Source organism: Cryptocyanus atlanticus LEGE 06306 (assembly GCF_056633155.1).
In genome coordinates this window covers 431203-448919 of the sequence record NZ_JBSJOZ010000001.1, presented here as the reverse complement: position 1 = coordinate 448919, position 17717 = coordinate 431203, and the positions used below count along the sequence as shown (strand labels likewise).

The window sequence follows — 17717 nt, the reverse complement described above, 5'->3', positions numbered from 1 at the left end:
CTACCGTGTGGCCGGTCCCGCCCGGCGCCGTCCCGACGGGTCGTGCTCCAGGTGGCTGGGGCAGAGGTCGGCCAGGGCGCAGCCGGCGCAGAGCGGCTTGCGGGCGTTGCAGATCGCCCGGCCGTGGAAGATCAGCCGGATTGAGAAGGTTTCCCACTGGGGCCGGGGCAGCAGCCGCATTAGATCCGGTTCGATCCGGCGGGGATCGCTCTGGCGCGTGAGGCCGAGGCGGTTGCTGAGCCGCCGCACGTGGGTGTCCACCGTGACGCCGGCATTGATGCCGTAGGCGTGGGCCAGCACCACGTTGGCGGTCTTGCGGGCCACCCCCGGCAGCTCCAGCAGCTCCTCCATGCTGCGGGGCACCGCGCCGCCATGGCGCTCGAGCAGCAGCCGCGAGGCGGCCACGATGTGCTTCGCCTTGTTGCGGAAGAAGCCGGTGGAGGCCACGTAGGGCTCGAGGTCGGCGGGGGCAACGGCCGCGGCCGCCGCCGCGTCGGGGAAGCGCTCGAACAGGGCTGGGGTGACCCGGTTGACCCGCTCGTCGGTGCACTGGGCCGAGAGGATGGTGGCCACCAGCAGCTCCCAGGGGGTGCGCCAGTTCAGGGAGCAGGTGGCTTCGGGGTAGAGCGCGCCGAGCCGCTCCAGGATCAGGGGCGCCCGCTGGCGGGCGGTGGGGAAGCGGGGGCGCCGGGCGGTCACCGCCACCTCAGCGGCTGAGCAACTGCTGCACCACCGAGAGCTGACTGGTGTCGCGCACGATCAGCACCGCGCTCAGCCCCACCAGCAGCAGGAAGCCCGACTGCATGAAGGCGAGTTGCAGGCGCTCGGGCAGGGGGCGGCCCCGCACGCCCTCGAGCAGCAGCAGGGCGAACTGGCCGCCGTCGAGCAGGGGCAGCGGCAGGGCGTTGAGCACGGCCAGGTTGATCGAGATCAGGGCCGCGAACACGAACAGGCTGCCGCCGCCCTGGCGGGCCAGGTTGGCCCCCATCTCGACGATCTTCACCGGACCCGACACCTGGGGCGCCGTTTCACCGAAGCGGGTGACCAGGGCGGTGAAGCCCTCCACGGTGCGGCGGGTGAGCTGCACGAAGATCCGGTTGGTCTGGCCGATCAGCTCCAGCGGCCCCCGGGCGGGGCGGAACACCTCGCTGCCGTTGGGCTGGAGCTGGGCGCCGATGCGGCCGATGCCACCCTGATCGGAGGGGGTGAGGCGCAGGCTGAGCCGCTGGCCGCCGCGGTCGGCCTCCAGGGCCAGGGTGCGCTGGGGCGCGCCCTGGATGTCGGCCACCAGGTCGGCCACGGCGCCCTGGTGGCCGCTGATCGGCACACCGCCAAGACTGAGGATGCGATCGCCCGCCTGCAGGCCGGAGGCGGCGGCCGCCTGGCCCGGCTGGACGGCGGCCACCACCACCCCCGGACTGGCGCTGAAGCCGGCCGGCACCCCCACCACCAGCCCCTGGCCCAGCAGCACGGCCCAGGCCAGCAGCAGGTTGGCCAGCACACCGGCGGCGATCACCAGGGCCCGCTGGGGCAGGGGGCGGTTGCGCAGCAGGTCGGGGTCGTCGGCGGGGATGGGGCTGTCCTCGTCGTCGTCGGGGAAGGCGACATAGCCGCCCAGGGGGATCGCCCGCAGGGCGAACTGGACGCCGCGTCGCTGGCGTTCCAGCAGCACCGGCCCGAAACCGATCGAGAAGCCACTGACGCGGATGCCCTGCCAGGTGGCGGCGAAGAAGTGGCCGGCCTCGTGCACCACGATCAACCCCGCCAGGATCGCCAGTGCCGCCAGAACGCCCATGCAATGCCCTGCCCAGAAGGCTCCATTGTGGAGCGTTCAGGCGTCGGCCCGGAGCACGTCGGTGCCGAGGTAGGGGGCCAGGGGGGCGGGAAGCCGCACGCTGCCGTCGCTCTGCTGGCCGTTTTCGAGCAGGGCCGCCATGGTGCGGCCCACGGCCAGGCCGCTGCCGTTGAGGGTGTGGAGCAGGCGGGTTTTCTTCCCCTCCTTCAGGCGGATGGAGGAGCGCTGCGCCTGGAACTCGCCGCAGCTGCTGCAGCTGGAGATCTCCCGGTAGGCGCCGGCGCCCGGTAGCCACACCTCCAGGTCGAAGGTGCGCTCGGCGGAGAAGCCCAGATCGCCGCAGCAGAGTTCGATCACCCGGTAGGGCAGATCGAGGGCCTGCAGCACCGCCTCCGCGTCGGCGGTGAGCTGCTGGTGGGCGGCCTCGGAGGCGTCGGGGTGGCAGAACCAGTAGAGCTCCACCTTGTTGAACTGGTGGAGGCGGATCAGGCCGCGGGTGTCGCGGCCGTAGGAGCCGGCCTCGCGGCGGAAACAGGGGGTGTAGGCGGCGTAGCGCAGGGGCAGCGCCTCGGCCGGGATCAGCTCATCGCGGTGGAACGAGGTGATCGGCACCTCGGCGGTGGGCGTGAGCCAGAGGTCGTCGTCGGCGCAGCGGAAACTTTCCTCGGCGAACTTGGGCAGCTGGCCGGAGCCGGTGAGGCTGGCGCTGTTGACCAGGATCGGCGGCAGCAGCTCGCGGTAGCCCCGGCTGGCGTGCAGATCGAGCATGAAGCTGATCAGGGCCCGCTCCAGCCGGGCGCCCTGGCCGATCAGGGTGACGAAGCGGCTCTGGGCGATCCGCACCGAGCGCTCGCTGTCGAGCAGGCCGAGCCGCTCGGCAATCTGCCAGTGCTCCAGGAGCCCCTTGGAATCGCGGGGGGTGCCCCAGCGCCGCCGCTCCACGTTCTCGGCCTCGGAGCGGCCTTCGGGGCAGAGGGGGGAGGGCAGATTGGGGAAGGTGAGCAACTGCTCGCGCAGGCGGGCTTCGAGGGATTTCTCCTCCTCCTCGAACACCGCCACCTGTTGCTTGATCGTGTTGCCCCGATCGCGCAGGGCCTGCACCTCCGGGCTGTGGGGGGCTTCCCCGGCGCGGATGCGCTCACCCACCTGGCGACCGATCCGGTTGCCCTCCGCCTGGAGGTCACTGCGCTGCTGCTCCAGGTCGCGCTCCTGGCGGGCGATCAGCTGGAGGGCCGTGAGATCGAGGGCGATGCCGCGGCGCCCGAGCTGCTGGACGATCAGCTCGGGGTTGTCGCGCAGCAGGCGCTGGTCGAGCACGGCTCCGGTGGCGGGGGCGCGAGAAGCCTACGGGCCGGTGATGGGCCGCTCCTCAGAGCACCTGAACCACTTCGCTCACCTCGGGGATGGACTCGCGCAGCTTGCGCTCAATGCCCATCTTCAGGGTCATGGTGCTGCTGGGGCAGCTGCCGCAGGCGCCCTGCAGCCGCACCTTGACGGTGGGACCATCGATCTCGACGATCTCCACATTGCCGCCGTCCGCCATCAGATAGGGCCGCAGCTCATCGAGCACCCGCTCCACGTTCTCGATCGTGAGGGCGCGGGGATCGGAGATCGGGGCGGTTTCGGTGGTCATGGCTGGGGAAGGGTGGCGGTGCATCCAGCGTAGGGAGTGGACCTGGGGGCTGACGAACCCGGCGGCCGTGCCCGGGGCGGGCGGCGGCGAGCTCCGGGGGGGAGGCCCGGGGGGGAAGGCACCCGAGGGCGGCTCCCTAGGATCACAGGCCAGAGTTCACCGCGCCCGAGCCGGGAATCAACCACCGCATGACCGATGTTCCCGTTCAGCGGATCCGTAATTTCTGCATCATCGCCCACATCGACCACGGCAAATCGACCCTGGCCGATCGACTGCTGCAGGACACGGGAACCGTGGCGGTGCGGGACATGCAGGAGCAGTTTCTCGACAACATGGAGCTGGAGCGGGAGCGGGGCATCACGATCAAGCTCCAGGCCGCCCGGATGGAGTACAGCGGCGCCGATGGCCACACCTACATCCTCAACCTGATCGACACCCCTGGCCATGTGGACTTTTCCTATGAGGTGAGCCGCAGCCTGCAGGCCTGTGAGGGGGCGCTGCTGGTGGTGGATGCCAGCCAGGGGGTGGAGGCGCAGACGCTGGCGAACGTGTATCTGGCGCTGGAGAATGATCTGGAGATCATCCCGGTGCTCAACAAGATCGATCTGCCCGGCGCCGATCCGGAGCGGATCAAACAGGAGATCGAATCGATCATCGGGCTCGACACCTCCAGGGCGATCGACTGCTCCGCCAAGACGGGGCTGGGCATCCCGGAGATCCTCGAGGCGATCGTGGAGCGGGTGCCACCGCCGCCGGATCGGGTGGCCGAGCCGCTGCGGGCCCTGATCTTTGACTCCTATTACGACCCCTACCGGGGCGTGATCGTGTATTTCCGGGTGATCAGCGGACGGGTCGCCAGGAAGGACAAGGTGCTGCTGATGGCCAGCAAGACCAGCTACGAGCTCGATGAGGTGGGCGTGATGGCGCCCGACCAGCGCCAGGTGGAGAGCCTCCATGCCGGCGAGGTGGGCTACCTGAGCGCCTCGATCAAGGCGGTGGCCGATGCCCGCGTCGGCGACACGATCACCCTGCTGGCCGATCCGGTGGCCGAGCCCCTGCCGGGCTACACCGAAGCCAAGCCGATGGTGTTCTGCGGCCTGTTCCCCACCGACGCGGATCAGTATCCCGATCTGCGCGAGGCCCTCGACAAGCTCAGGCTCTCCGATGCGGCCCTCAAGTACGAGCCGGAAACCAGCAGCGCCATGGGCTTCGGCTTCCGCTGTGGCTTCCTGGGGCTGTTGCACATGGAGATCGTGCAGGAGCGGCTGGAGCGGGAGTACAACCTGGATCTGATCGTCACCGCACCCTCGGTGATCTATCAGGTGAACATGATCGATGGCAGCGTGCTCATGGTGGATAATCCCGCCACCCTGCCCGATCCCCAGAAGCGGGAATCGATCGAAGAGCCCTACGTGAAGCTGGAGATCTACACCCCAAACAGTTACAACGGCACCCTGATGGAGCTGTGCCAGGAGCGGCGAGGGGAGTTCATCGACATGAAATACATCACCACCGATCGGGTGACCCTGCACTACGAAATGCCGCTGGCCGAGGTGGTCACTGATTTCTTCGATCAGATGAAGAGCCGCACCAAGGGCTACGCCTCGATGGAATACAGTCTGATCGGCTATCGCAAAAACGAGCTGGTGCGCCTCGATGTGCTGATCAATGCCGAGAAGGCCGATCCGCTCACCACGATCGTGCACCGTGACAAGGCCTATAACGTGGGCAAGAGCCTGGTGGAGAAGCTGAAGGAGCTGATTCCCAGGCAGCAGTTCAAGATTCCGATCCAGGCCTCGATCGGCAGCCGCATCATCGCCAGCGAAAGCATCAGCGCGATCCGCAAGGATGTGCTGGCCAAATGCTACGGGGGCGACATCTCCCGCAAGAAGAAACTGCTCAAGAAGCAGGCCAAGGGCAAGAAGCGCATGAAGGCGATGGGCAAGGTGGATGTGCCCCAGGAGGCCTTCATGGCGGTGCTGAAGCTGAACCAGTGAGCCGGCTGGGACTCAGTTGATCAGAGTGACCCGGGTGGTGGCCTGGTTGCCGGTGCGGATCATCGGGTTGGCTCCGTCGGGATCCCTCACCGTGAGGTCGTAATGGAGGGACTTGGGATCGGTGGTGTTGGTGAGCGTCAAAGTGGTGTTGAGGCTCACCGTGGAGGCCTGGCGGCCTCCGGAGAAATCAAGGCTGCCGTTGGCCTGAACCGGAGGGCCGCAGCGATTCAGGCTGGCGGTGGCACCCGTACCGGTGACGTAGTAATCGATCGGAGTGGTGGGCAGGACGGCCACATTGCTGCCGAGGTTGGGCACGTTGATGGTGAACAGCGCGTTGCCGGTGACGCCGGCGCAGCCGCTGACGGGCTGGCCGTAGGAGATGGAGGCACCTTCGCTGATCTCGGCGAGCAGAAAGAAGCCGAGTCGGCCCATGTCGTTTCGGAGGGCCTGGGCGGTTTCCATCGTGCGGCCGCTCCTGATCTGGGAGACCACGGTGCTGGCGGAGGCGGCCAGCAGCAGCGACCCGATCGCGGCGGCGACCAGCAGTTCCACCAGGGTGAAACCGGCCGAGGCGGCTCGTCTCCGGGGGCGGATGCGGAAGTGGGGCGGGGTGGTGGTGGGCACGCGACGGGGCAAGGGCAGGAGTTCAATAGACGGTGAAGGAATCGCAGGCGGCCCCAACGCTGGCCGCGTTGCTGTTGCCGCCGATGCGGATCAGCCCCACGGTGGCAGTGAGGCGCACACAGCGCAGCAGGGTGCTGCCGGCGAGCAGCACTTTGACGTCGGTGTCCACCACCGCCGAGATGGAGCCCCGGGGGGTGAAGCTGACGGTGAGGGGGGCGGCAGGAACCAGGGCCACGTCATAGCGATCGGGGCTGGCGGCGAGGCCCGGCAGCAGAAATGCCCTGGCGCTGGGGTCGGCGGCCGACACCGGCGATGTGGCGGCGCAGGCGGCTGGGGTGACCCTGGCCAGCTCAGCGCCAGCCGCCTTGGGGCTGGGGTTGGGGCTGAAGGTGACCGTGCAGCCGGTGGGGGAGTTGGAGCCGAGACGCTGGGAGGCGCCACGGATGGATTCCAGCCAGCCGGCCAGTTCGATCGCCGCGCTGTTGACCCGCTCCCGCCGCCATTCCGCGCCGGTGGCGTTGATCACCGCCGCGGAGAGGATGCCGAGCACGGCCACCGTGACCATCAGTTCGATCAGGGTGAAGCCTCCTGCGGCCAGGCGTGAGGGGAGGGTTCTGGTCACGGGCACCAGGCGGCCACCGTGGGAACCACCACCACCACCCGGTTCGCCTCCGGGCCTGCATAGGTGATGCGCAGGCGATGGGCCGTTGAGGTGGTGTCGTTCACCACGGTGCGGGTGATGCCCTGGGGCTGGGCTCGGCCGTTGATCGCGGCCACCAGGGCCCCGTTCAGGTCGCCCGTGACCGGATTGGAGCAGGCGGTTTCGAAGCTGACGATCGCCGCGGCGTTGGTGGGGAAGTAGTAGGTCTCGGTGCGGGCCGGGATGCTCCCGCAGCTGAACCCACCACTGCCGGTGCACCAGGTATAGGTTTCGGCCAGATCCCGGATGGCGGCGACATCACTGTCGATCTGGGCCTGACCGCGGCTGCGCGCTTCGCTGCTGCGCATGGCCCCGGTGGAGACCATGCTGAGCGTGGCGGCCATCGACAGAGTAATCGCGAGCAACACCGTGCCGATCAGGATTTCCACGATCGAGAAGCCATCCGGAGCAGGGACCGGGCGGAAGCGATGGAGGCGGGTGACCTTCAAGGCACTCAGAACAGCGAGGTGGAGGTGGTGCTGCGAGCGACCCAGTCGAACAGGGGGAGCGGGAAGCCGGGCGGAAGGAAGAAGGAATTGGAATTCGGGGGGACGAACAGCTGAGTCAGATAATTGGGCCGATTGGATAATCCCATTTCGAGGTCGTTCACCCACAATGAACCGGTGTAGTTGGGGGTGAACGTTTCGTCTTCGTTGTTATTGTCGGAGCGAAGAAAGAGTTTGCCTTCGGGAAGATACATGAACAGGTCACGGATGAACCCGTCATCGCCGACGCGGATTTCGATGTCTTTGTCGCTGTAGAAGACGGCCTTGCTGGAATCGTCCGGTGGGGCCGACTGGGAACAGGCCTGACTGGGACCGGGCACCGTGTCACAGGAGACATGCACGATCTGACCGTCGTCAAATCCGCCGATCAGATCAACGCCGGTGGCGTTCCAAGCCTCATTGAAATAGAGGTAGATCGGTGCGCCGGAGGTGTCAATGATGAAGCTGTTGTTGTTGATTCGGTTGGCTTCGCTGGTTCCTGGCAAAGGGCTGTCAGCACCGCAATTGGTGTTGCCGGCCTGCGCTGGCGATGTGTCATCACACACGGTCAGCCTTGAAATTCTGCAATGGAAGCCATCATCGATTCCATTGGTGGACTTGGCGCAGAATTCGTTGATTCCGGCAGAGGTGCAATCGGCCACCGTGGTTGAGAGGGCGAGATTGCCGGCGTCGTCGTCGTTGGTGGTAGCCAGGGTGTTGACGTTGTTGGCGTTGCAGAGCTCCACCCCGTTACCGGCGGCGTTCACGCGCAGATAGTCTTTCGAGGCGGTGGAATCGGAGCGGATCACCGCGCCTATGGTGCAGTCCTGTCCGGTTGGGCAGATGCCGCCGATCTGCTGGAGATAGTTGGGAACCTCGGGAAGATCGATGTTGATCGGGGTGACCGGCACCCCGTCCACGCTGGCGGTGGTTCCGCTGCCCCCGGCCCCCGGGCAGAGGGCCAGGTTTGTGACGCAGAGAATCTCATCGGGCTGGGCCCCCGTTGCCGAGTTCTGCACGCCGATCTGGGAGCCGGGCGTGGCGGTGAGCCCGCCGCCGCTGATGCCCACGAGCACCCTGGGAAAGCTTGGGTCACAGCTGCGGGTGTCGGCGCCGTGGAGCGGCTGGCCGCTGCCGAAGGAGAGCTGGCAGCACTTGGGCACCAGTTGATATTCCCGGGTGAGGGTGGCTCGGGCGCCGCGGAAGCGTCCCTCCACGCTCACCTCCAGGAAGCCGATGTTGGGAGTGGCTGCGGTGCTCGGAGGAATGGGTGGAGCTGCACCGAGATTGATGAGGCTGGTGTTGTAGCGGTCGGTGGCCGGAGCATTGGGGGTGAAGGTGCCGCCGCTGCCGGCGCCGCTGCTGGTGCTGCGGAACCGCCGGGCACGGTTCACGTTCTTCACTTCAAGGCTGTTGAGAACGAACTGGCGGCTGGTGTCCCCGGGGGTGACGTTCTGAACGGTGTTGTTGGCGAGATTGATCGCCTGGTTGGTGGGTGAGGTGCCGGCCGCCACCAGGCAGGGGTTCTGCAGGGCCGTGTTGCCGCTGCTCCAGCTGTTCATCGGCACGTCGGTGACGAGCAGCTTCCGGTTGCGCTCGCGGTTGAGTTCGCTGATGACCAGGGCCAGGCCCGCTTCTGCCGCCTGGCGGGCTTCAAGACTGTCGCCCGTATCAGCGGCGCTGAGGTTGCCCAGGGTGGTGCGGCTGGCCAGGGCCACCGAGCCCAGGATCACGGTGAGGATCACCAGGAACGCCACCGCCAGCGAAAAGCCCGCCTGGCTGTGGCGGGCCCTCCGGCCGGCGGTGCGATCGGCCAGGAGGGCCAGCAGCAGGGATGGGCGCAGCCTCCTCCCGCACCCTGTGCGCCGGACGCCCGAGGAGGGGGTGGGGGAGGGCATGGGCTGGATCACGGCAGTGGTGTAGTGACCGATGCCAAACAACTGAGAATCCTGAGTTACCAGCTCACCCCGATGGACGAGGAGGCGCTGAGAAGCGTGTGAGAAGCCGATGGAGAGTTCCTGACGCCGGCCCGGGGGTCTCTCCCCTGGTCAGGACCGTCCGCTGCGGGGAACGCTCAAGGGGTGCTGACTCAGGAGGGCGCCGATGGCGCGTCGATCGGTTGGGGTGGGGATGGGGAGGCGGGGCCGGGAGGAGGCGGGTTTTCTGCTGCCGCTCTCGTTCGGCACCGCCCTGGTGCTGCTGCTGAGCAGCCTGTCGGTGCAGACGGGGGCCCTGCAGGGCAGCGCCCTGGCGGCGGCGGAGCTGCTCCAGCGCCAGCACGAGGACGCCCTGGATTCGGCGGCCCAGCAGGTGGCGGCGCGGCTCAGCGGCCCCCACGCCTGCCTGCTGCCCCTGGCGTCCTCGCAGTGGCGGAGGCCGGTGCCGGGTTGTCCCGCCGGTCTGGATCCGGCCCTGCTGCAGCGGGGCCGCGTGGGCGAGGAGACCTACCGGCTGGTGTCGTGGCGGCCGGCCGAGGCGGGCGGCGAGGCGGGCGAGGGCCGCCCGGCTGAGCTGCGCCTGGAGCTCGAGGGGGCGGGCGGGGAGCGCCTCTACGCGGTGGCGGTGGCCTCGCTGCTGCCCGATGCCCCCCCGGACGACGCCCTGGAGGCGCCTGAGCCCGCGTCACTCCATGTCCTGTCGGTGCGGGGGATGGGGCGATGAACCTGGTCGAGGTGATGGTGGCCGCGCTGGTGTTCGCCCTGGCGTCGAACGCCTCGCTGCAGCTCTGGAGCAGCAGCGCCAGCTGGAGCCAGCGGGCCCAGCTGCGGCAGGAGACGATGCGGCGGATCGATGGCGTGCTGCTGCGCCAGGAGCACCGGCTGCGCCGGAGCGCCGCCGAGCAGCGGGCGGCGCAGCCAGCCGAGGCGCCACCCCCGGCCGACTGTGCCGGGGCGGCCGAATGGATGGGGCACCAGCTGGCGGCGCCGCTGCCGTTGCCGGAGGGGGTGAGCGAGGTCCTGGAGCCGGCGGCGGCCGAGGGCGGCGGCGGCCTCTGGCTGGTGCTGCGCGCCGAGGAGCAGGCCATCGAGCGGCGCCGGTTGTTTCTGGCGGCGGCCCACGGCCTCTGCCGGCCCGCCGCCACCGACGCGGAGGTGGGGGCATGAGGCGGACCCGTCCCCGGCGCCACCCGGCCAGCGCCGCCGGGTTCTCCCTGATCGAGCTGATGGTGGGGGTGTCGGTGCTGGGAGTGCTGGCCTCTCTGGCGCTGCTGGCGGGGAGCGAAACGCTGGCGCAGCAGCGGCTGGAGGCCGCCACGCGGCGGCTGGCCCAGGGCCTCGAGCGGGGTCGGGCCGAGGCGGAGGAGCGCGGCCGGCCCTGCGGCCTGAGCCTGGGGGCCGGCGGCTGGGAGGAGCCTGCCGGGGGGGAGCTGGAGCCCTGCAGCTCCGGCGTGCGGAGCCTCGATGAGGGGGTGGAGCCGGGGGTGGTGGCTCTGCGCCACACCCTGCCGCCGGTGCTGCGCTTCAGCAGCAACGGCCTGGTGCTCGATGGCGGCACCGTGGTGCTGACCAGCGCGGGCACGGCGCTGGGGCGCTGCCTGGTGATGGCCCTGCCCCTGGGGGTGGTGCGGCTGGGCCGCTACGCCGGAGCGGCGGACGGCCCACCCGAGAGCGCCGCCTGCCAGCCGGATCCGGAGCTGTGAGCATGGGATCGGGGACGGCACGGCGCGGCGGCAGCCGCCGCGATGGCGGGTTCTCGCTGGTGGAGCTGCTGCTGGCGATGGGCCTGGGGCTGGCGTTCTGCGGGGTGGTGATCCAGGCGCTGCTGGGGGAGGGCCGCTCCGCCCAGCGCTTCAGCCGGGCAGTGCGGGAGCGGGAGCACCAGCGGCGGGCCCTGGCGCTGATCCGCTCGGATCTGGAGCGCGCCGTGGCGGTGGTGCGCCCGGAGGAGGGCCCCCAGGCGGTGGTCTGCGGCCTGGCGGGGAGACGGGCGGTGCTGCAGCTGCGCACGGTCACGGGCCAGGGCGCCGGCCGGCGAGAGGCCGCGGTCACCTACGCGGTGGGGGCGCCACCCAGCGGGATCTGGCAGGGGCAGGTGCTGGTGCGCTGCGGACCCGCCTACGGCCTTGATGGTGGCGTCAACCCCGACGCCAGCTTCCAGAGCCGGGTGGTGCTGGATCGGCTGGCGTCCGATCCGCCGGCCTGGAGCGCCTGCGGCGACCTGCCGGGCGCCGCCGTGCTGAACGGGTCAGCGGCGCTGCCGTTCACGGCCTGCCTCGATCCAGGCGGCCAGCTGGTGGCCCTGCGGCTGGAGCAGCGCTTCGAGAGCGCGGGGGAGCGCCCCCAGCGGCTGAGCAGCGAGGCGGTGGCGGGGGCGGGCTGAGTGGCGCCGCCGCCGAATCGACCTACTCTGACCGCGATTCTCAACGGTCACCGACCCCATGGGTCCGACGGATGCCCTTGTGAGCGAAGGGCAGCCGACGAGCACGGCCACCCCACCCGCCCCCGGCGTGTCGGCCCGGCTGGCCTTTCCATGGCTGCGGCTGTCACGGGGGGGGAGCCGCTCCCATCCTTCGCTGCGCCGCCGCCTGCAGGCGGGCGGGTTGCTGGCGGTGCTGGCGGGCTATGGGGTGCTGATCTTCGCCCAGCAGGATCTCTCCCACCGGGCCCGCCTGCTGCGCCATCTGGCGGCGACGGAGTTCCTGCGCGATGAGTTGCAGAGCCGGTCGCTGAACGCGACCAGCCCGGCCAGCTTCCAGGCCACACTCGAGACGACCCTCGTTCCCGGCAAGCTGATCTGGCTGGAGCTGCAGCCGGGCCGTCCCTATCGCCTGCCGAAGGCCGCCGCATCCCTGCCGCCCCTCCCGGTGCCGTTCGGCCAGCTGATGCAGAGCGCCCTGATGAACCATTCCGACGGGGACCAGCTGCGCTACTTCTCGCTGGGCGGCCGCTCCTATCTCTCCAGCAGCCAGCCCCTGGAGCTGGGGAGCCGCAGCCTGCACCTGCGGGTGCTGGAGGACGTGACCGACGACATGGCCATCCGCCGCACCACCCAGCTGCTGCTGCTGGTGATGGCGGGCCTGGCCTGTCTGGTCACGGCCCTGCTGCTGCGGCTGGTGCTGCGCGAGGGGCTCCAGCCCCTCGACCGGCTCGACGACCAGCTGGCGGCGATCGATGGGGAGCGGCTGACGGAGGGGCGGCTGTCGGCCCTGGATCAGCCCGAGGAACTGCTGCCGATCGTGCGGGCCTTCAACGACCTGCTGCAGCGGCTGGCGGTGGAGCGGAACCGCCAGCAGGCCTTCGTCGACGGGGTGGCCCATGAACTGCGCACGCCGCTGACGCTGATCAGCGGCTATGCCCAGGGCCTGTTGCGCCGGGGCTCCGCCACCAGCTGGGCTCAGCCCGAGGATCCGGCGACCCGGCAGAGGATGGTGGGGCGGATCGTGGAGGAGGCCGGCCGGATGGGCCGCCTGGTGGGCGATCTGCTGATGATCGCCCGCGACGACGCCGGACGGCTGGAGCTCACCTCCTCCAGCCTCGACCTCGAGGAGTGTCTGCTGGAGGCCTTCGAACGGCTGGATCCGCTGGCCCCCGGCCGCCTCGTGCTCGCCGCCCCGGGGGAGGAGGGTCCCTTGCCCCTGGCCTGCGGCGATGCTGAGCGCCTGCAGCAGTGCCTCACCAACCTGGTGGAGAACGCCTTGAAGTACACCCCTGCCGGCAGCCGGATCGAGCTGTGCAGCTCGTCCAGCGGCCCGTGGGTGGTGGCCCATGTGCGTGATCAGGGCCGGGGGGTGCCCGGCCCGGCAAGGCAGCGGATCTTCGAGCGCTTCGAGCGGGCCTCCACCGAGGCCAGCGGCAGCGGCATCGGCCTGTCGGTGGTGCAGCTGCTGATGCGGCGCATGGGCGGAGAGGCCCGGGTGCGGGATGCTCCGGGCGGTGGTGCCGATTTCCAGCTGCTGCTGCCGCGGTTGGTCAACGAGGCCGTAGGGATGCCCCCTCAGGGGGCCGGAGGACCTTCCTTGAGCATGAAGCCCACGCCCCGCACGGTCTGAATCAGGGTGGGCTGGCCCGGCCGCTCGATCTTCTTGCGCAGATAGCGGATGTAGACGTCGAGCAGGTTGGCGTCGCCCACGAAGTGCTCCCCCCACACGGTGTTGAGGAGGTCCTGACGTTCGTGCACCCGGTTGGGTTCCCGCAGCAGGGCCAGCAGCAGGTCGTACTCGCGCACGGTGAGGTGAATGGGCTCCCCCCTTCGGGTCACCTCCCGGCTGGCGATGTTCACCTCCAGGCTCTCCAGGGCCAGCACCTCCGCGCCGACCAGGCTGGTGCCGTTGTCCCGCCGCAGCCGGGCGCGGATGCGCGCCAGCAGCTCCTCGATTGAGAAGGGTTTGGTGAGGTAGTCGTCGGCGCCGGCATCGAGGGCACTCACCCGCTCGGATACCGCGTCGCGGGCGGTGAGCATCAGCACGGGGATGGTGATGCCGCTGCCGCGCAGCCGGCGGCAGACCTCCACCCCGCTGAAATCGGGCAGGGTCCAATCCAGCAACACCAGATCCCAGCTGGTTTCCCGCAGGCTGCAGAGGGCATCCTGACCCGAGCCCACCGATTCCACGGCATAGCCCTCCACGGTGAGTTCACCGGCGAGGAAACGGCGCAGCTCGGGGTCGTCATCGACGATCAGAACGTGGGGGGGCGCCATTGGGAATCTTGATCATTCTCAACCTAGCTCCGGGCCGGCCGCCCGGTGGCACCCGTCCAGCGCCCCCCGGCGGCGTCAAACTGCCGCAGCACGCCACGGAAGGCCCTGCGCCCATGACCAGCCTGCTGAGAAGGTGGCGTCCCACCGACCTCTCGGGCCGCATGGCCCGCTGGGGCCTGGCGATCGTGCTGCTCTACGGGCTGGTGGCCCTGGCCACCCCGCTGCTGATCCAGCTCGGCGTGCTGGCCGATCCCAATGCCGGCCTCGCCAACGACATCTACGCCACCCCGTCGCTGCTGCACTGGTGTGGCACCGACCGCCTCGGCCGCGACGTGTGCGTGCGCACCCTGGCCGGCAGCGGCGTGGCCCTGCAGGTGGTGCTGCTGGCCCTGGTGACGGCCCTGCTGATCGGCGTGCCGCTGGGCATGCTCAGCGGCTACCTGGGCGGCTGGCTCGACCGGATCCTGGTGCTGCTGATGGACACGCTCTACACGCTGCCGGTGCTGCTGCTCTCGGTGGTGCTGGCCTTCCTGTTGGGGCGGGGCCTGCCCAACGCCGCCGCTGCGCTGTGCGTGGTGTACGTGCCGCAGTACTTCCGGGTGGTGCGCAACCAGGCCGCCCAGGTGAAGGCGGAGCTCTACGTGGAGGCGGCCCAGTCGCTGGGGGCGGGGCCGTTGTGGATCATCCGGCGCTACCTGTTCCGCAACGTGATCGTGTCGGTGCCGGTGCTGCTCACCCTCAACGCCGCCGATGCGGTGCTGGTGCTGGGGGGCCTGGGCTTCCTGGGGCTGGGGCTGCCGGAATCCATCCCGGAGTGGGGCAGCGACCTGCAGCAGGCCCTCACGGCGGTGCCCACCGGCATCTGGTGGACAGCCCTCTATCCGGGGCTGGCGATGTTCGTGCTGGTGCTGGGGCTGTCGTTCCTGGGCGAGGGGCTGGAGGCCTGGGTGAGCGGAGGGGAGGGGAGGGTTGGGTGAGCAGCGATCGAATGTTGGCTCAGGATTCCAAGGGATCGGCAGTCGGTTTTCTGGCTCTCATGTTGAGGCTGATTCGGACGCCCTTGAACTCCATCTCGCTGGTGTCCGAAAAGAAGCCAAGGCTATCCACTCTTTCGATATCAATGAAGCCGGCATTGGTGAGAAATTCAGTGAGAAACTCTGCATTGAGACCAGACAAATGATAGTCATATGGATCAGTATGCCCTCCGAAGATCATGCGCATGACCATGAAACGCTCCTCCAGCGTCTGATTCTCCTTCTGGAGAATCAGCCTGGCTAAGATATCTAGATCCGGAACGCTCAAGTGGATGGATCCGCCAGGCTCGAGCACCCTGCTCCACTCGACCAAAGTAAGAATCAATTCGGCTGAGTAATCCAGATGTTCAACTACATGGGATGCATAGATCTTGCTAAAAGTATTGTCTTCGAAGCGTGATAGATCGTTGGCATTTCCAAGGTGATCGACGTAGTCGGCAGGATTCGCGTTTAGAACTTCCCAGCCCGGAGAGGCGGACTTGCCGCCGATGTGCAGCTTTCTTCCCATTCTCACATCCTTTATTCAGCCGTTAGCATAGCCCGTCCAGGCTTCTCATGTATGCAATCGGTGTTGTAGTGTGGTCGTTTTGAAGAGGCGCACAAGAAGTTATGGACATCGGCTTCGTTAGCACGTAAGCTGCGTCAGCAATTCCATGTTGCTTGACGAAACGTTGTTCCGGCCATTCCATGCAAGGTCAACCTGCCAGTCCTGAAGAAGAATCCAGTCTGATTGTCTTGGCAAAATCCTGTATTGATAAGGAGGATTTTTCTGAAGCAGAGAAAATTTATCGATTGTTGATCGAGAAGGGAGTTCAACAATCAAAAGTTTTCTCCAACCTCGCCTTGATCTGTGGCCTGGACGGTCGGGTGAGTGAACGGCTGAAGCTGCTAGAGCATGCTGTTGCGCTTGACGAAGGTCATCCAGAGGCATGGCTGAATCTTGGCGTTGCTTACCAAGAAGACGGGAGGCTGGACGAGGCTGAAAGATGCTATCAGAAGGCTATTGAACTCAATGAATACCTTGTTTCAGGCTATTCGAACCTTTCACGCCTCAAGTTCAGTAAAGGAGCCTATGAAGAGGCGATCGTCATTCTTGAAAAGGGCCTAGCCCTTCAGCCAGACCATGAACTCATGCTCATGAACTATGGCCTTGCCATGCAGCTGTTCGGAAGGGCGGACGAAGCGATTCTTCATTACCTGCAGGCGATTGCTCTCTATCCAAACAATGCCAGGCTGATCTTCCTGATCGGCCGTGCTCTGGATGAGATTGGGGAGACTGATCAAGCCATTGACCTCTACCGGCAAGCGATTGAGCTTGAGCATGATGATGCTGAAATCCATTATCACCTTGGCAACTCTCTGGTTTCGAAAGGCGATCTCGACCTTGCTATTCAGAGTTACAGGTTGGCCGTTGATCTGGCTCCTGCGATCGCAGAACCTGCTGCAAATCTGGCCATGGCCTACTTCAAGCAGGGAGACCTTCGGCGTGCAGTTGATGGTTTGAAGGAGGTTCTTCATCTTCATCCTCAGAACCTTTGCACCCATCAATCCCTACAGTTTTGCTACTCGGTTGCAGATGTTGATTCTGTCTCTGAAGCTGCCATCGCAGCTAAAAAATACTGGTCTGTGTTGCGGGAAAAGACCTGGTCCAGCCAAAGCTCCTTATGCACTCCGGAAAACAATCGGACCCCTGGCCGGATTCGCGTCGGAATCCTGTGCGCTGAGATCGGTGTGCATTGCGTCAGTCAATTTATCGAGTCGTTCTTGAAGCATTATGACCGGACCGCGTTTTGGGTCGAGCTGATCTCTCCATCAATCCGCTATCAGCAACGCTCAGAAGAGTTGGCTCAGCTGGCCGATTCGATTGTTTCGCTGCAGGGCCTTCATCCATCCGTTGCTCGCAATCGACTGCGTGACCGTGACTACGACATTCTGTTGGAAACGTCTGGATTCACTGTTAATACAGCCATCGATCTACTGGCTGAGCGCTGCGCTCCCGTCCAGTGCCACTACATCGGTTATCACGCCAGCACAGGGCTAGACACGATCGACTATTTCATCGGAGATCAGGAAACCATTCCTGCCGAGTTCGCCTGGCAATTCAACGAAACGCTGTGGCCCTTGGCTCGCCCGTGGTTGGCCTGCACACCGTTCATGCCTCTGCCCAAGGCTGAGTCGCATGCAACTCGCCCTGGACCTTTGCTGGGATCCTTCAACCAACTCACCAAGGTGAGGGAGGAGACGTTGGCCTACTGGGGAGCAGCTCTGATGAAGTTGCCGGAGAGCCTTCTGATACTTAAGGATCGGCTCACGGCCTCCGCACTGGTTCGAGACCGCATTGAGACCACTCTTGCCGGGTATGGTGTGGATCCAAATCGTCTGCTTTATCTGCCGCTAACGGCTTCCTGGCAAGAGCATATGGACTGTTATAATTTAATTGACATTGCTCTTGATGCTACGCCTTGGAGTAGTGCGACAACGGGCATTGATACCCTTGGAATGGGGGTTCCGTTGGTAGCAATTCGCGGTGAGAAAACCTCAGCTCGCATGAGTTCTTCTCTGGTGAAGGCCGTGGGGCATTCAGACTGGATTGCTGATACCCCCCAAGCCTTTGCTGAGATTGTCTTTGAACTCGGTTCCGACTATCTCCGGCATCGTGAAAACAAAGCAAGCTTTCAGAGCCAAGTGCTGAGTGGCCCACTCTTCGACGCAGGCGACTTGACCAGTCACTTGGAGAATGCTTTCCGACGGATGCTGGATGTTCCCACAACAAAAAACAGGCCAACTCCTTCGTTGGAGCTGGCCTGAAAACA

18 protein-coding genes are annotated in these 17717 nt (G+C 66.7%); 8 read left to right on the top strand and 10 right to left on the bottom strand.

Annotation, left to right across the window (positions count from 1 at the left end; all coding sequences use genetic code 11):
* The 4 genes from nth to ACWJI7_RS02325 are packed head-to-tail and all read right to left on the bottom strand — an operon-like array spanning position 1 to position 3428.
* Positions 1-699, bottom strand: coding sequence for an endonuclease III (nth, locus tag ACWJI7_RS02340; protein ID WP_479935141.1), 699 nt, complete (start codon positions 697-699; stop codon positions 1-3).
* Positions 700-706: 7 nt separating this feature from the next.
* Complete coding sequence (gene rseP / locus ACWJI7_RS02335) at positions 707-1795, bottom strand: RIP metalloprotease RseP (protein ID WP_479934969.1); 1089 nt, start codon at positions 1793-1795, stop codon at positions 707-709.
* A gap of 36 nt (positions 1796-1831) precedes the next feature.
* A complete protein-coding gene (gene serS, locus ACWJI7_RS02330) occupies positions 1832-3112 on the bottom strand; it encodes a serine--tRNA ligase (protein ID WP_479934967.1) in 1281 nt (426 codons plus the stop codon).
* Between the two features lie 52 nt (positions 3113-3164).
* Positions 3165-3428 carry a NifU family protein gene (locus ACWJI7_RS02325; RefSeq protein WP_479934966.1) on the bottom strand — a complete coding sequence of 88 codons (264 nt, stop codon included), beginning with the start codon at positions 3426-3428 and terminating at the stop codon, positions 3165-3167.
* 188 nt (positions 3429-3616) lie between these two features.
* Here ACWJI7_RS02325 and lepA point away from each other — a divergent pair, with 188 nt between their 5' ends.
* Complete coding sequence (gene lepA / locus ACWJI7_RS02320) at positions 3617-5425, top strand: translation elongation factor 4 (protein ID WP_479934965.1); 1809 nt, start codon at positions 3617-3619, stop codon at positions 5423-5425.
* Between the two features lie 12 nt (positions 5426-5437).
* On the opposite strand, the gene ACWJI7_RS02315 is transcribed toward lepA, so the two are convergent.
* Genes ACWJI7_RS02315 through ACWJI7_RS02300 form a run of 4 tightly spaced genes read right to left on the bottom strand, consistent with a single transcriptional unit; the run spans position 5438 to position 9132 of the window.
* Positions 5438-6061: a prepilin-type N-terminal cleavage/methylation domain-containing protein gene (locus tag ACWJI7_RS02315; protein ID WP_479934963.1), complete on the bottom strand. Its 624-nt coding sequence runs from the start codon at positions 6059-6061 to the stop codon at positions 5438-5440.
* Between the two features lie 10 nt (positions 6062-6071).
* The gene (locus ACWJI7_RS02310) at positions 6072-6671 is read right to left on the bottom strand and encodes a pilus assembly FimT family protein (protein ID WP_479934962.1); all 600 of its coding nucleotides are present in this window, start codon (positions 6669-6671) and stop codon (positions 6072-6074) included.
* Positions 6668-7198, bottom strand: coding sequence for a hypothetical protein (locus ACWJI7_RS02305; RefSeq protein WP_479934960.1), 531 nt, complete (start codon positions 7196-7198; stop codon positions 6668-6670). The genes ACWJI7_RS02310 and ACWJI7_RS02305 overlap by 4 nt, the downstream gene beginning before the upstream one ends.
* 5 nt (positions 7199-7203) lie before the next feature.
* Entirely contained in the window at positions 7204-9132 is a 1929-nt protein-coding gene (locus tag ACWJI7_RS02300; RefSeq protein WP_479934959.1) for a pilus assembly PilX family protein, read from the bottom strand.
* Between the two features lie 232 nt (positions 9133-9364).
* Between ACWJI7_RS02300 and ACWJI7_RS02295 the strand changes: the two genes are divergently transcribed.
* The 5 genes from ACWJI7_RS02295 to ACWJI7_RS02275 are packed head-to-tail and all read left to right on the top strand — an operon-like array spanning position 9365 to position 13223.
* Positions 9365-9895, top strand: a complete 531-nt coding sequence (locus ACWJI7_RS02295) for a hypothetical protein (RefSeq protein ID WP_479934957.1) — start codon at positions 9365-9367, stop codon at positions 9893-9895.
* Positions 9892-10338 (top strand): hypothetical protein, encoded by a 447-nt coding sequence (locus ACWJI7_RS02290; RefSeq protein WP_479934955.1) that lies wholly within the window; start codon positions 9892-9894, stop codon positions 10336-10338. Before ACWJI7_RS02295 ends, ACWJI7_RS02290 begins: the two co-directional genes overlap by 4 nt.
* Positions 10335-10874, top strand: coding sequence for a GspH/FimT family pseudopilin (locus tag ACWJI7_RS02285; protein WP_479934954.1), 540 nt, complete (start codon positions 10335-10337; stop codon positions 10872-10874). The genes ACWJI7_RS02290 and ACWJI7_RS02285 overlap by 4 nt, the downstream gene beginning before the upstream one ends.
* Before the next feature lie 2 nt (positions 10875-10876).
* Entirely contained in the window at positions 10877-11554 is a 678-nt protein-coding gene (locus tag ACWJI7_RS02280) for a prepilin-type cleavage/methylation domain-containing protein (protein WP_479934953.1), read from the top strand.
* A gap of 58 nt (positions 11555-11612) precedes the next feature.
* Positions 11613-13223, top strand: a complete 1611-nt coding sequence (locus ACWJI7_RS02275) for a sensor histidine kinase (RefSeq protein ID WP_479934951.1) — start codon at positions 11613-11615, stop codon at positions 13221-13223.
* On the opposite strand, the gene ACWJI7_RS02270 is transcribed toward ACWJI7_RS02275, so the two are convergent.
* A complete protein-coding gene (locus tag ACWJI7_RS02270; protein ID WP_479934949.1) occupies positions 13169-13870 on the bottom strand; it encodes a response regulator transcription factor in 702 nt (233 codons plus the stop codon). The genes ACWJI7_RS02275 and ACWJI7_RS02270 overlap by 55 nt on opposite strands.
* Positions 13871-13983: 113 nt before the next feature.
* Here ACWJI7_RS02270 and ACWJI7_RS02265 point away from each other — a divergent pair, with 113 nt between their 5' ends.
* The gene (locus ACWJI7_RS02265; RefSeq protein ID WP_479934947.1) at positions 13984-14847 is read left to right on the top strand and encodes an ABC transporter permease; all 864 of its coding nucleotides are present in this window, start codon (positions 13984-13986) and stop codon (positions 14845-14847) included.
* A gap of 19 nt (positions 14848-14866) precedes the next feature.
* Here ACWJI7_RS02265 and ACWJI7_RS02260 read toward each other — a convergent pair whose 3' ends face one another.
* Positions 14867-15412 (bottom strand): class I SAM-dependent methyltransferase, encoded by a 546-nt coding sequence (locus tag ACWJI7_RS02260; RefSeq protein ID WP_479934945.1) that lies wholly within the window; start codon positions 15410-15412, stop codon positions 14867-14869.
* 179 nt (positions 15413-15591) lie between these two features.
* On the opposite strand from ACWJI7_RS02260, the gene ACWJI7_RS02255 reads away from it, so the two are divergent.
* Positions 15592-17712, top strand: coding sequence for an O-linked N-acetylglucosamine transferase, SPINDLY family protein (locus ACWJI7_RS02255; RefSeq protein ID WP_479934943.1), 2121 nt, complete (start codon positions 15592-15594; stop codon positions 17710-17712).
* Positions 17713-17717 lie beyond the last annotated feature (5 nt).